The organism is Sphingobacterium sp. GW821-FHT03E03 (assembly GCF_059420745.1).
The window spans coordinates 25,033-38,054 of the sequence record NZ_JBWKUH010000037.1 but is presented as its reverse complement, the minus strand read 5'-3'; the positions used below and the strand labels follow the sequence as shown (position 1 = coordinate 38,054).

12 protein-coding genes are annotated in these 13,022 nt (G+C 39.4%); 5 read left to right on the top strand and 7 right to left on the bottom strand.

Annotated features, from left to right (window positions below; translation table 11 throughout):
- Positions 1-166 precede the first annotated feature (166 nt).
- Both AC07UV_RS24110 and nudK read left to right on the top strand, forming a co-directional pair.
- Positions 167-1,393 carry a hypothetical protein gene (locus AC07UV_RS24110; RefSeq protein WP_495185600.1) on the top strand — a complete coding sequence of 409 codons (1,227 nt, stop codon included), beginning with the start codon at positions 167-169 and terminating at the stop codon, positions 1,391-1,393.
- 53 nt (positions 1,394-1,446) lie between these two features.
- The gene (gene nudK / locus AC07UV_RS24105; RefSeq protein ID WP_495185599.1) at positions 1,447-2,028 is read left to right on the top strand and encodes a GDP-mannose pyrophosphatase NudK; all 582 of its coding nucleotides are present in this window, start codon (positions 1,447-1,449) and stop codon (positions 2,026-2,028) included.
- A gap of 23 nt (positions 2,029-2,051) precedes the next feature.
- Here nudK and AC07UV_RS24100 read toward each other — a convergent pair whose 3' ends face one another.
- The 5 genes from AC07UV_RS24100 to AC07UV_RS24080 form a co-directional block, all read right to left on the bottom strand.
- Positions 2,052-2,480, bottom strand: coding sequence for a hypothetical protein (locus AC07UV_RS24100; protein ID WP_282252952.1), 429 nt, complete (start codon positions 2,478-2,480; stop codon positions 2,052-2,054).
- 99 nt (positions 2,481-2,579) lie between these two features.
- Positions 2,580-3,011 (bottom strand): MarR family winged helix-turn-helix transcriptional regulator, encoded by a 432-nt coding sequence (locus tag AC07UV_RS24095; RefSeq protein ID WP_495185598.1) that lies wholly within the window; start codon positions 3,009-3,011, stop codon positions 2,580-2,582.
- Between the two features lie 47 nt (positions 3,012-3,058).
- Complete coding sequence (locus AC07UV_RS24090) at positions 3,059-3,694, bottom strand: nitroreductase family protein (RefSeq protein WP_495185597.1); 636 nt, start codon at positions 3,692-3,694, stop codon at positions 3,059-3,061.
- A 12-nt stretch (positions 3,695-3,706) separates the two neighbouring features.
- Entirely contained in the window at positions 3,707-4,075 is a 369-nt protein-coding gene (locus AC07UV_RS24085) for a DUF1304 domain-containing protein (RefSeq protein WP_495185596.1), read from the bottom strand.
- A 3-nt stretch (positions 4,076-4,078) separates the two neighbouring features.
- Entirely contained in the window at positions 4,079-4,504 is a 426-nt protein-coding gene (locus tag AC07UV_RS24080) for an organic hydroperoxide resistance protein (protein ID WP_282252947.1), read from the bottom strand.
- 185 nt (positions 4,505-4,689) lie between these two features.
- Between AC07UV_RS24080 and AC07UV_RS24075 the strand changes: the two genes are divergently transcribed.
- From AC07UV_RS24075 to AC07UV_RS24065, 3 genes are all read left to right on the top strand, one after another.
- Positions 4,690-5,604: a helix-turn-helix domain-containing protein gene (locus tag AC07UV_RS24075; RefSeq protein ID WP_495185595.1), complete on the top strand. Its 915-nt coding sequence runs from the start codon at positions 4,690-4,692 to the stop codon at positions 5,602-5,604.
- Between the two features lie 93 nt (positions 5,605-5,697).
- The gene (locus AC07UV_RS24070) at positions 5,698-6,459 is read left to right on the top strand and encodes an SDR family NAD(P)-dependent oxidoreductase (protein ID WP_495185594.1); all 762 of its coding nucleotides are present in this window, start codon (positions 5,698-5,700) and stop codon (positions 6,457-6,459) included.
- Positions 6,460-6,652: 193 nt separating this feature from the next.
- On the top strand, positions 6,653-7,393 hold the full coding sequence (locus AC07UV_RS24065; RefSeq protein ID WP_495185593.1) for a metallophosphoesterase family protein: 741 nt from the start codon (positions 6,653-6,655) through the stop codon (positions 7,391-7,393).
- 88 nt (positions 7,394-7,481) lie between these two features.
- Here AC07UV_RS24065 and AC07UV_RS24060 read toward each other — a convergent pair whose 3' ends face one another.
- Together AC07UV_RS24060 and AC07UV_RS24055 are read right to left on the bottom strand one after the other, a co-directional pair.
- A complete protein-coding gene (locus AC07UV_RS24060; protein ID WP_495185592.1) occupies positions 7,482-9,599 on the bottom strand; it encodes an IPT/TIG domain-containing protein in 2,118 nt (705 codons plus the stop codon).
- A gap of 138 nt (positions 9,600-9,737) precedes the next feature.
- A complete protein-coding gene (locus tag AC07UV_RS24055; RefSeq protein WP_495185591.1) occupies positions 9,738-12,989 on the bottom strand; it encodes a TonB-dependent receptor in 3,252 nt (1,083 codons plus the stop codon).
- Positions 12,990-13,022: the final 33 nt, after the last annotated feature.

Genomic DNA, 13,022 nt, shown 5'->3' with positions numbered 1-13,022 from the left:
CTAAACATAAATCTAAAGACCAATAAATTTAATTATTCCCGCTAAAAAATATATTTTGCGAAATAAAAAAAATACATCAATTTTGTCTTGGCTAAATTAAAATTAACAGGGAAAGTAATACCAAAAAATTACCGTATCTACATTTTCATATTTTTATTGTTCGACAATGTTTTTCAAGAGATCCACCTATTTCTTATTAGGTTTATTGTTGCTTATTGGATGTAAAAAAGATATTCCACCTGGTATAACTCCAGTAGATCCCAAACCAATTGATAGAAGCAAAATGCCTATTCCAGCAGGATTTACAGATGATTTAGCTTCAATAAAGATTAATAGTATAGCAAATGCGAACGAGCCTGGATCTTCACGACCTGAATTGATCCAGGACATATCTGGTAAAAATGCGAGTTACTGTCATCCTGATGTTGAGTATTTCCCAAAAGGTTTCAACGGATATAAATATTGGATGGTCTTTACGCCCTATTTTGGTATATTAGGTTCTGATCGAGCTGCATCATTATACGAAAATCCTAGTATTGTGGTATCAAATGATGGCAAAGAATGGATCACCCCAACTGGATTATCAAATCCCATACAACGTCGTCCTGCTATAGAAGATTCTTATATCCCACCGAGTGGCATTCCTAACCAAGGCTATTGGTCTGATGTCGACTGGAACTTCAATGGAAAAGAATTCGAATTATATTATAGAGGATGTTTTTTCTCCAATAAAATCTTAAGACAGTGGGGTGCAAAGAGCGATAATAATACGAGAAAATTAAATCAGGAAGCCGAGCGTGTTATTGTAAGACAAACTTCAACCGATGGAATTCATTGGACTCCACTTGAAATTGTATACACGAGCAATGAACCAGCTTCTATTCAGGACAATCATATCATATCGCCTTCCTTTATCAGAAATGAAAATGAGATGTTTAGCTATGAGGTAGATTTTAAGCCGACCTATCAATCTCCTATTATGACAAGCGTCTTGCTGCGTGCGTCATCCAATGGTCTTGACTTTACAGCCTACCGAAATAGCAAACAAGTTAAATTCATCAATAAACCTTGGCTTGAATTAAATAAAAATTATTCGACCTGGCATCTGCAAGCGGCCTATATTGACGGTTACTATTTTCTATGTCTTGCTATAGGAAATGTCGACAGATACTCCTCAGACTTGAATTATCTTGCCTATTCAAAGGATGGAGTACATTTTCGTGTATTTGAAACACCTTTAGCTTCATCGAATGTATATCGCTCAGCTGTGTTTGCCAAATCTTCTTCAGCAAATGACATCGAATTTGGTGCTGTTATAGGCTATAAATCAGGCGCATTTGGTTATAGGGAATTTAAGTTAAACAAGAAGGCCTTGGAAGATGGGTTAAAATAAAATAATATGGACTGTAATACTTACTTTTATAGCTTGACCTTAACACGCTAAAAATGGCAATCAAAGATATTGAAATTTTAAAAACAGAGATTCTATCTGATAATTGGTATACCTTAAAAAAAGTCACCTATCAATATACAAAGCCGGACGGAACTGTACAACAACAAAGCCGAGAAGCTTATGATCGTGGAAATGGTGCTGTAATACTACTTTATAACATAGCATCTCGAACCGTTATATTGACAAGACAGTTTAGAATTCCAACTTATATAAATGGGAATGAATCTGGAATGTTAATAGAGGCTTGTGCAGGTTTGTTAGATCAAGATTCGCCAGAAGATTGTATCCGTAGAGAAACAGAAGAAGAAACTGGCTATCAGATCAAGGAAGCAAAAAAAATATTTGAAGCGTATATGTCTCCTGGCTCGGTTACCGAAATTCTACATTTCTTTATCGCAGAGTATACCAACAATATGAAAGTTAGTGATGGAGGAGGTTTGCAGGAAGAGGAGGAAAATATCGAAATCTTAGAAATTAAAATCGATAATGCTTTGGCTATGATCGAAAGCGGAGAAATCAAGGATGGCAAGACCATCATGCTCCTACAATATATTAAGTTGAAAAGTATCTTGTAAGTCGTTACTTTCAATCGGGTATCTTAACGGGCTACCTCCCTGAAAATAAATTTAGTCTGTTGGAAATTGATTGTCGATGGTATATAGTGAGGAATACCCATATATTCTTGTTCGGTACCAGTTCCTAAAATATATTGAGACCCTTTCTTAAGTAAAACAAAGGGTCTCCTTTTTTTCTGTCCCCAGCCGAATGGCGTATAGTAATAATCACCGCTCAGCGTATCGTTTTTGATATTCCCCCGAACCTCTCCCGAGTCAATTTCACCACCGGGTCTATAAAAACGTAACTTTCCATGAAAACGGCTTTCAAAGAGATCAAGTTCCAGTTGAGCACTATCGCGATTACTATAAGCAACATACTTCAATAACTCTGCATCCCGCCTCTTTTCTTCACAGCTTGCGAACGAGAGCACCAACAAGACACAATAAACGGCAATTGCTATTAAACGCATTCTTCCTATGAAATTTAAATACTACTAGAATGAGCTAAAAATAACCTATTCTGATTAAAAACAACGAAATTGTGATAAAATAAATCTATCATTAAACTATTAGCCATTTCCCGCGTTAGTGACGACTTTATCTGCCAAATCTTTAAGCTGTTGCATATCTGAATAATCCAGTTTTAAAGCTTCAAAAATCTGCATCGGAATGCAGGCTGCTTTTTCTTTCAATTGCAAGCCCAGATCTGTGAGACGAATCTTTACCACTCGTTCATCCGTCTTACTTCGCGTGCGGGTAAGTAGCGCCTTGCTTTCCAATCGTTTCAGTAGTGGTGTAAGGGTACCATTATCCAAAAATAACTTCTCTCCCAATTGGTTTACAGTTTGTTCGTTATTTTCCCATAAAGCCATCATTGTGATATATTGTGGATAAGTCAAATCTATTTCTGCTAGAATAGCGCGATAACGCTGCATAATCTCGCGATGCAGAACATATACGGAAAAACATAACTGTTTGTCCAGTTTCAATAAATCATCCATCTTACAAAGATATTGTTTTCTTAAAGTTCAAAAAGTATATAATGTTTCTATTTATATTCAACAATAAATTCTTCTTTCGGCATTCTGACTTTTTTCATTGTAGAGATCCAGTCACGGGAAGTATCTGCAACACCTACATACATTAATGATACACTTTTCAATCCAAGTTTTTCCAATTGCAATACTTCATCCACTAGTTTGTTATCGAATCCTTCCGCCGGGGTAGAATCAACCCTGAGTTCTGCCGCTTGTGCCAGAGCCAAACCTAAAGCAATATAAGTTTGTCGTGCTGTATGTGCAAAATTACGTTCCGCAGCTTCATTTAGATAGATGGATTTCAACTTATCTGTATACGACCCAAAGCGGCCACGAGGTAAATCTCGCTCATCTGTAGTGAAATCATATACTTTATCAATACGCTCTTCGGTGTAGTTATCCCAAGCCGCAAAAACCAGCACATGGGAACATTCACGCATGCATTCCGGATTTAAGGCTCCTTTTGCTAATTCATCTTTCAAAGCTTGATTTTCAACTACCAATACTTTAAAAGGTTGCAAACCCGAAGATGTTGGCGCAAAACGAGCTGCCTCCAATATTTTATCTATATTTTCTTGTGTAACCGTTTTTGTCGGATCATACGCTTTCACAGCGTGTCTCCATTTTAAGTCTGTTATTAAGGACATTTAATTGTTTGTTTATTTTGAAAAAAGAACGAATAATATTGCTAGTAATGCTGGAATTCCCTGTACAAAGAAGATCTTTTTACTTGCAGTGATACCTCCAAAAATGCCAGCTACAAGAACACAGCCTAGAAAGAATAGGCGAACATTGTCACTCCAGATCTGATCATTGATAAAAAATGACCAAGCCAAACCGGCGACCAAAAAGCCATTATATAGGCCTTGATTGGCAGCAAGCCCTTTTGTAGGTTTAAATAGCTCAGCAGGTAGCGCTTTACCGAAACTACGTCTTCCAGCAGTTTCCCAAGCAAACATTTCCATCCACACAATATAAACATGTTCAATAAGTACAAGCATCGTGAGCACTGTGGCAATATGATTCATCTATTATTCGTTGTTTGATACTGTTAACTTCACTTCCATATTACCTCTCGTAGCATTTGAGTATGGACACACCTGATGCGCTTTTTCAATCAGTTGCTGTGCCACCTCCAAACTGACTGCAGGAATATTGGCATGTAATTCCGCTGCTAAACCAAAACCACCATTCTCCAACTGTCCAATACTCACCTGAGCAGTAACCTTGGTCTCACCTGTTTTTATCCGTTCTTGCCTAATCACCAAATTCAAGGCACTATCAAAGCAAGCAGCATAACCAGCGGCGAAAAGCATTTCTGGGTTTGCATAATCATCGTTCGCACCTCCAAGACCCTTCGGCATACGAACCGCCAGATCCAATACAGCATTTTCACTTTTTACCTGACCGTTTCGTCCTCCTGTGGCTGTGGCGCCTATGGTATATAACGTTTTCATATTTTAATTTGTTTTTGCTTTTGTTTCAATAATACAAATGTATATTGAAAAATTATATTGTGCAAAATATAATAGAACTATTGACATTAAAATGAAAATAGAAGCCAATCTTTAATGGCTAGATTATACTAATCTCCAACCAAAGAATAAAAAAGGTAAATTTGATTATTGCAAATGTAATTGATATGAAAACAACTACAATCGAACAGTTCTACAATGAGATCAATGCTTCTATACCTGAGGAAATAGCACGTGAGCTTGGGCACTTCAACGTATTTAGCTTTGAGGAGCTCGCTGCAAAGTTGAAAGAGAAACCCATCATGCCTTACAATAAGCGAACTTATTACAAAATCAGTTTAATCACAGGAAAGAACACCGCTGAGTATGCAGATAAGGTAATTGAAATAGAAGAGTCTGCTTTGGTATTTGCGACACCGAAAGTTCCTTACCATTGGATACCCAAAGACGAACATCAACAAGGCTATTTTTGTGTTTTTACTGATGAATTTTTAGCGCGAAATAAAAGTGGTATCGTATTGGAAGATCTACCCATCTTTCAACCCGGTGGACTTCCTATTTTTCAGATTACAACTGAACAGCGGATCGAAATTGAGCGAATTTTTAAAAAAATGAACAAGGAATTATGTTCTGATTATATGTTTAAATATGATCTTTTAAGGAATTACGTTCTTGAAATCATTCATTATGGACAAAAGCTACAGCCGAAAAGTATCAGTAATCCCATGCACAATGCGTCAACCAGAATTACCTCACTTTTCATTGAGTTATTGGAAAGACAGTTTCCAATAGAATCCTCAATGCAACGGTTGCAGCTACGAACAGCCAATGATTTTGCTGAACGCCTCGCCGTTCATGTAAACCACCTCAATAAAATTCTCAAGGACAGTACAGGCAAGACAACAACACAAGTAATTAGTGCAAGAATTAAACAAGAAGCAAAGATCCTCCTCAGGCAAACGGACTGGAATATCTCAGAGATTGCCTATTCACTCGGTTTTGAGGAAATAGCACATTTTTCTAATTTCTTTAAAAAGCAAACCAAGCTTTCACCAAACAATTATCGTTCTCAACGATTATAATTTGAATTTCGCAAATATTGATTTGCTTTTCACAAACTCAGCAAATACTTTTCAAGCGAAATTTGTGCTATTAAATTTTAAAACAAAATAGAAATGGCTAAAAATAAAACTGCTTTAGTAACTGGCGGAAGCCGGGGTTTGGGAAGAAACATAGCAATTAATCTTGCTAAAAAAGGAATTGATGTCATACTGACTTATAATAGCAATAAAGAAGAAGCAGATCATGTTGTCTCTATGATTAAGGCTTTGGGACAACATGCAGCGGCATTTCAATTCAATGCCGGTGATACAAAATCCTTTGATCATTTTATAAGGCAAATAACCGAACATCTAAAAAATCAAACAGGTCAATCAAATTTTGATTTTCTAATCAATAATGCGGGTACGGCATTATACGCTCCATTTTCGGAGACCACAGAGGAGCAATTTGATGCAATATATAATATCCATTATAAAGGTGTCTTTTTTCTAACCCAGAAAGCACATCCTTTTATAAACGATGGTGGACGTATTATTAATATTTCTTCGGGTCTTGCCCGTTTCGCATTTCCGGGTTCTTCTGCTTATGGCTCGATGAAAGGTGCTATCGAAGTCTTGACAAGATATCTTGCCAAGGAACTAGGCTCTCGCAGTATTGCAGCGAACGTAGTCGCCCCAGGAGCTATTGAAACAGATTTTGGCGGGGGACATGTTCGTGACAACAAAGAAACCAATGCACATATCGCGAGTGTAACAGCCTTAGGTCGTGCTGGTGTGCCTGACGACATTGGTGGAGTTGTAGCCTTCTTGTGTACTGAGGATGCCCGATGGATCAATGGACAACGCATTGAAGTATCCGGTGGTATGAATCTTTAACCACCTTGATAGAAAATAAGTATATATCTGACTGTTATAACACGGGATATATACTTATTAAAATATTGTATATTATTTTCGCTTCTATTACTTATGGTTCATCTTAAGGAATATAATACCAATTTCATTTTCTTTTTAAAAACAATATTCATGCTGTTAATTTGCGCTTCGAATGGCTAAGTTTGTAGGATAGATGAAGATACAACTTGCAATAATAAGTGATATACATGCCAATATTGTGGCATTGGACGAAGTATTAACGGATATAAAAAAGAGCGGGGTAACACAGATTTACTGTTTAGGTGATCTGGTCGATTTTGCCCCATGGGGAAATGAGGTTATCGCCCGAATACAGGAAAAAAATATCCCCTGTTTACTCGGAAATCACGATCAAAGGGTTGCCTTCGATGAGCCTATTGTTCCCTTATCACACCACGATGTGATCGAAACAGTAAACCGTGACATCGCCATCAATCTCAGCAAGAACGAAATAACAGCTGCTCACAAAAAATGGTTGGCAACATTACCATACAATATTGAATTAACGTTCAAAGTCAGTGATCATCTTAGAAAAATCCTGCTTGTGCATGCCAGTCCGCATAGTAATGATGAATACATTTATGAATCAACACCTAAAGCGGACTTGTCAGTTCAATTGCGCGAAAGAGCCATCGATATCCTGGTCATGGGTCATACCCATCACTCCTATGTCCAACGGACCGAAGAAGTCCTGTTTATCAATTGTGGGTCTGTTGGCCGAAGCAAAGAGAAAGACAGAAAGGCTTCCTATGCCTTAGTTACGCTGACAGAAGAAAGCATAGAAGCCAAAATAGTTAAAGTAGATTATCCGATTGAGGCAGTTGCAGCTGCTATTTATCACAGTGATATTCCCGATTTCTATGGCAATTTTTTACACAGCATAGATAGCAATTAACAAAATCCCCGATGCTTACTTTATATCGTTTCAAAAAAGAACTTAACTTTCTGAGAACAATATTGATGCATCGGGGATATATAAAATTTTATTTTAGGAATAATTTCCGAATCGCTTTATTCGCCACATCCATAAGGTAAATATTGCCCTCTTTATCCACCACAACATCCTTTATCAATGTAAACTTGGCCGTCGCTAAAGTACCGTCCACATAACCATAGCCAGTCTTTATCAAGGTTGTTACTTCTCTGGTTGTCATATTGACTTCACGAATCGCATAATTATTATTATCAGCGACAATTAATCGGTTGTTCAGTCCAGGAGTAATTCCACCGATACCGCTAAAACGTGCGTAAGTTCCTATCCCATCTCCATATCCAGCATCTGAACTTCCAACAAACATCCCTCCCCGCGTATCACCGGGTTTCACTAACTCAACCCCATTGTTACTACTTGTATTCTGATCCGAATAGTATAAGTAACCCTGGCTATCCACAAAAGGTTTGGCCATCACCCAGGACGGCCCCGTTACCTTTGTGTAATTTCCGGTAATATTGACTTTGTTTACCCCCTGCGCAAATCCAGCAACCGAAACATACAAATTGCCCGATAAGTCTATGCACATGGATGTAGGAGAAAATCCGCTTGCGTGTATCGTACGTTTGCCTGCTGGTGTAATTTTAAATATCTGGTTTGCCCGTTGGTCACTGACATAGACATTATTTTGCTGGTCAATTGCTATTCCTGAGGGATAGTCAAAAATCGCGTTGGCACCATCAACTTGCAGGATGGATACATTACCTGTTGGTGACACCTTCTTAACTTGTTTATTCTCTGTATCTGTAACGTAGATATATCCCTGTTGATCTATCGCCATTCCAGCCATATTACTGCCAAATGTGGTCATTCCTGGACCTCCAGCTAGGGTCATTATCCCTGCCCTGCGAAATTGTTGCGGTGCCAAAGCATCTTGGCTACCAACCACGACCTTCACCTGGCCTGTCGTTACTCCCTGTGGCGCCTCTAATACCAATTTATTTTCGCTGGCACTGCTTACTGGCGTCAAAACACCATTAAAATAGACTAGATTTTCTGCTAAATTTGAGCTAAAACCAGTTCCCATAATCGTAACACTTGTCCCTGCCAGACCATTATCTGGGCTCATCGAACGTATACCCAAGGTCTGATCTTTAAACTGTGGTCCTTCAATCGATTGATCATTGACAACAACTTTTATCTTGCCCGATCCAGTTCCACCGGGAATGGTCAGTTTAATCTGATGTTCACTACTTGAAGAAATAGCGACCTGCTTTCCATTGATAAATACCTGATTTTCGTCCAGTATCTTACTAAATAATAGTCCACTGATCGTCATTTCGGATCCTTTAGGGCCACTTAAAGGTGAAACCGTTTCAATGACTGGTTTACCAACCACGGTAAACGTCGGTCCTGAGATTTTCTGTTCGTTGATGTTGACGGACAACAGTCCCGTTCCCACCCCTGTCGGTGCAACAACAACAATTTTTTCAGGACTGGATTCCAAGACGACAGCAATTTTACCGTTAAAATCGACCACATTGCCCGAATTTAGTTTCTCGAAGCCTTCACCTGTCAATGTAACCTTTGTCCCCGCTCCACCGCTTGTTGGTTTGATGCTGCGAATAACCTGATAGGTGAAATTTTGACCTTGAGATTTTTTTCCGTCTACACGTACTTCTACAGCACCATACCCAGCATCTTCTGGTACTTCAGCAATGATGACCTTATCGGTAACACTCACAACCAATGCTTTTTTACCATTAACGTAAACCTCCGCCGGCATATCTGTACTGCCAAACCCCTCACCATCAATCCGCAATTGGGTTCCACCGGTACCATTAGTCGGAAAAACTTTTGCTATAGACAAGTCCTGATAGGTATACGTGCCGACCTCGAAGCTATTGCTCCCATACTTCAAGACAACTGTTCCGCTTTTATCACCTTTCGGCACGCGCAACACAACAGAAGTAGGAGTCGCGCTGATCACCTCCGCCGGATTCCCAGCAACTGTCGCCGTAAATTCAGTAATCGAACTGCCGAAACCCTGTCCTTCAATCGTAACCAATGTCCCTGCCTTGCCTGAATTAGGGTAATAGCTACTCACTTTCGCCACCTCCTTATCTATCAATTCCTCTTTTTTACCACAGCCGATTAATGCAATTATCATTGATATACATATCATCGTTAGTTTCACTATATTTTTCATGGGAATAAATTCTTTTTTGCGCCTTATTTCTTGAGCTTCATTGCTCGATTCATTGTTTCACTCCTTACGATCTTAACTATCATAATAGCGTATTTTAAATTAGAAAGTATAGCGAACGCCACATTGTATCTGCGCCCTTGAGTTAAAATAATCTATGCTATAGGACTGACCCGGATCGCTGAATGTAAATACAGGCCAGTTATCTGCATTTTGCGTTGGTGGAAACAATGATGGTGTCAGCCCTACACTACTCGTTGAATTAAATGTATTTGGTGAGAAGTATTGAACGCCCCATTTTCTATAGATCAGATTTGTCAAATTCATGATATCCATCGAAAAGGTGATAAATTGTTTTTTTGACTTTTGAACAAAAAAATCATGCGCAACACGTAAATCAGCCTGTAGATTCCATGGCGTACGTCCCATATTTCGTTCTGTAAAATCACCTCTACGGGAGCTTAGGTACGCGTTACCATCAATAAATTTATTAAAAGCGTCTGCCTGTTGTTGAGCGGACATTCCACCAGTAATATCCTTGAAATAATGCATTGCCTCTGTCTGTCTCGGAATGTAAACCAAACTGACCTGTTGTGGTAATCCTTGGATACTATTGTTGACAATACCATAGGTAAATGGACTACCTGATTGTGCACTAAAATATAAGGTAAAACTTGTCCGCCCAGCACTGTGCCATACTTGTTCATAATTTATACTTGAAACGATACGATGACGTATATCAAAGTTACTGTAGGCTAATTTTGGGTTGTTTGGAATCAACGATTGGTTGAGCTGCCAATTACTTTCCATGGAGTTACGAACACCATTGCTCAAATCTTTGGATTGACCATAGGTGTAACTCAAAGTCGCATTCAACTTTTCTTTGATTGATTTCGCTATTGTACCGGTTAAGCTATATCGATAACCTTGATTGGTATTGCTCAATAAGTAAACATTTGAAAAACGATTATCTACAGTGCCACTATAAACCGGTTGCTGCTTGTTGACATCGTAACCATACCACAACGGATTGTCTTTATTGTTCAATTGCTGAAACAATACATCGTTTATATTTTTTGTATAAATGCCTTCCACTGTGAATTTCCAGCCTTCCGCCTGGTAATCTATGCCTAAGCTTGACCGGAGAACTTGTGGAAGCACAAAATCATTATCAACCAAATCTACCTGAGTTTTCCCGGTACTTGGATCATGGATTATAGCGCCATTTTGTGCAATAAAATCTCCTATTCCATTTGGACTAGGTTTAATGGGATCAGATCCCGGTGCAAAAGGTTTTTGATCAGCTTTTTGATCAAATGCACCATAGCTATCGCCTGTATTGTAATAGGCATAGGCAAGCCAAGCAAACGGTATACGTCCAGTAAATAACCCGGCTCCTCCTCTAATGACCAATTGTTTGTTGTCCATCGCTTCCCAACGAAATCCTATTCGGGGAGAAAGTTGAATTTTATTTAAAAATTCATTTTTCAGGCGATTGGCGGGGGTGTATGTATAGCTGGTTCCGAAACCAGGATCAGCCCACATGTCTTTGACTTTTTCGCTTAACGTTGGCATATCTGGTAGGCTCGCTAAATCTGCTCTAAGCCCAGGGATAATTTGGAAATGATCATTCACGCGGATCTCATCCTGCAAGTAGAGACTGTACATATTGACCGAGAAATCTGCAGCAGGGTGATCTAAGATATACGATCGACTATTGTCCGTATAATTATAGCTACCTCTTACACGATACGGTACATTGGCAACAAAATCCGCAATACTGTTATAATCTACACGACCATTCCAACCGTTGACAAAGCCATACCGGATACGATAAAGTTCGTTATGCGTGCCGATCAAAAACTTGTGCCTGCCTTTCGTCCAGTTCAGATTAGCCGTAATCTCCCAAGTCCCTTGTCGCATATTAAAAATACTGGCTTCACGATCGGTTCCAAGATAGATCGTCGTTCCTGGTGTACGTCCCTGAATCTGCACCTGAGGCAAAGAAGGATCACTCAACGGATCGCGGCGGTCATTCACTTGCGTGTATCCCACTACAACATTGGAGGAAAGATTGTTACTAAATCTGCTCTTTAATTCTGCAACAGTACTCGTTTGATTATTCTCCTGTTCGAATGCCATTCCACTGAAACGAAAATCTTGTTGATCCCTGTCCATATGTGTCGCTTTGCTAAAGATGGTATTGTTACGAACTGCCAATTGGTGCTGTGCATTGATATTCCAGTCCAAACGATTGAAAAATTTTGTTGAACGTGACCAATTGGTATAATTGTCAGCTGTTCCGATATTAAAAATATCTCCATAACGCGACTGAGCTGCTGTTTTTATTGCCTCGACATCGGCTTGATCCAGAATATGTGCTGTTTCAGTCGTTCCTACACGCAGTTGTGTAGGATCTTGACGTCGTGTGATCTCTTCGTTACTGAAAAAGAACAATTTATCCTTGATCAATGGAAAACCAATTCGAAATCCCGTTTGATAATCATAAAAGTCCTTATCCATTTTTCCTAAAGTTCCCACACGATCCTTCCCTGTTAATGCAGCATTACGCCCGAAAGCATATACCGAACCTTCTATCTTATTCGTACCACTCCTTGTCACGGCATTGACCGATCCACCTGTAAAATTTCCAATTTTGACATCATAGGGAGCTAGATAAACCTGCATATCCTGAATGGCATCGATCGAGATTGGATTGGTCCGAGTACTACTTCCTGCCATCCCAGAAGTACCGGTCTGTCCTCCTAGAGACGGGCTAAAACCTATTGCATCATTGTTGATGGCTCCGTCCACCGTCACGTTGTTATACCTAAAATTGGTTCCACCGAAGCTATTATCCCGGCTACCCTGAGGTGTTAGTCTAGTCACATCTGTAATCGAACGATTTGCTGTAGGCATATTCCGTACCTGCTCACTGCTGATATGATTTCCTGTTCCAACCGTCCCAACTCTAGTATCTCTTTTTCGGCCCGTTACAACCACCTCACCTAATGTTTCGGTACGTTGCTCCAAGATAAAATCAACTTGTAAGGCCTCACCCAGGCGTACGAAGATATTTTCCCTGTGATCCGCTTGTAGCCCCACACTGCTTACATCCACTATATATGGTCCACCAATGCGAATATTGTTTAATGTAAAACGTCCATCTTTATCCGTGGACTGTACGTAACGTGTTCCCGTAGGTGTATGTACAACAGTGACTGTTGCTTTCTCAACTCCGTTCCCTCCACTATTTTGCACCTTTCCTGTGATCGCACCTGAGGTTTCCTGCGCTGAGGAAACGAACCCCTGCAAAAGAAATAAAAAGAGGAAAATTAATTTGAGTGTTGACATTACTGTAAAGTTTATCTTGGTTGATCGTCCTAT

Coding starts and splice junctions, on each gene's coding strand:
- AC07UV_RS24110 (WP_495185600.1), top strand. CDS start 167: ATGTTTTTCAAGAGATCCACCTATTTCTTATTAGGTTTATTGTTGCTT.
- nudK (WP_495185599.1), top strand. CDS start 1,447: ATGGCAATCAAAGATATTGAAATTTTAAAAACAGAGATTCTATCTGAT.
- AC07UV_RS24100 (WP_282252952.1), bottom strand. CDS start 2,480: ATGCGTTTAATAGCAATTGCCGTTTATTGTGTCTTGTTGGTGCTCTCG.
- AC07UV_RS24095 (WP_495185598.1), bottom strand. CDS start 3,011: ATGGATGATTTATTGAAACTGGACAAACAGTTATGTTTTTCCGTATAT.
- AC07UV_RS24090 (WP_495185597.1), bottom strand. CDS start 3,694: ATGTCCTTAATAACAGACTTAAAATGGAGACACGCTGTGAAAGCGTAT.
- AC07UV_RS24085 (WP_495185596.1), bottom strand. CDS start 4,075: ATGAATCATATTGCCACAGTGCTCACGATGCTTGTACTTATTGAACAT.
- AC07UV_RS24080 (WP_282252947.1), bottom strand. CDS start 4,504: ATGAAAACGTTATATACCATAGGCGCCACAGCCACAGGAGGACGAAAC.
- AC07UV_RS24075 (WP_495185595.1), top strand. CDS start 4,690: ATGAAAACAACTACAATCGAACAGTTCTACAATGAGATCAATGCTTCT.
- AC07UV_RS24070 (WP_495185594.1), top strand. CDS start 5,698: ATGGCTAAAAATAAAACTGCTTTAGTAACTGGCGGAAGCCGGGGTTTG.
- AC07UV_RS24065 (WP_495185593.1), top strand. CDS start 6,653: ATGAAGATACAACTTGCAATAATAAGTGATATACATGCCAATATTGTG.
- AC07UV_RS24060 (WP_495185592.1), bottom strand. CDS start 9,599: ATGATAATTGCATTAATCGGCTGTGGTAAAAAAGAGGAATTGATAGAT.
- AC07UV_RS24055 (WP_495185591.1), bottom strand. CDS start 12,989: ATGTCAACACTCAAATTAATTTTCCTCTTTTTATTTCTTTTGCAGGGG.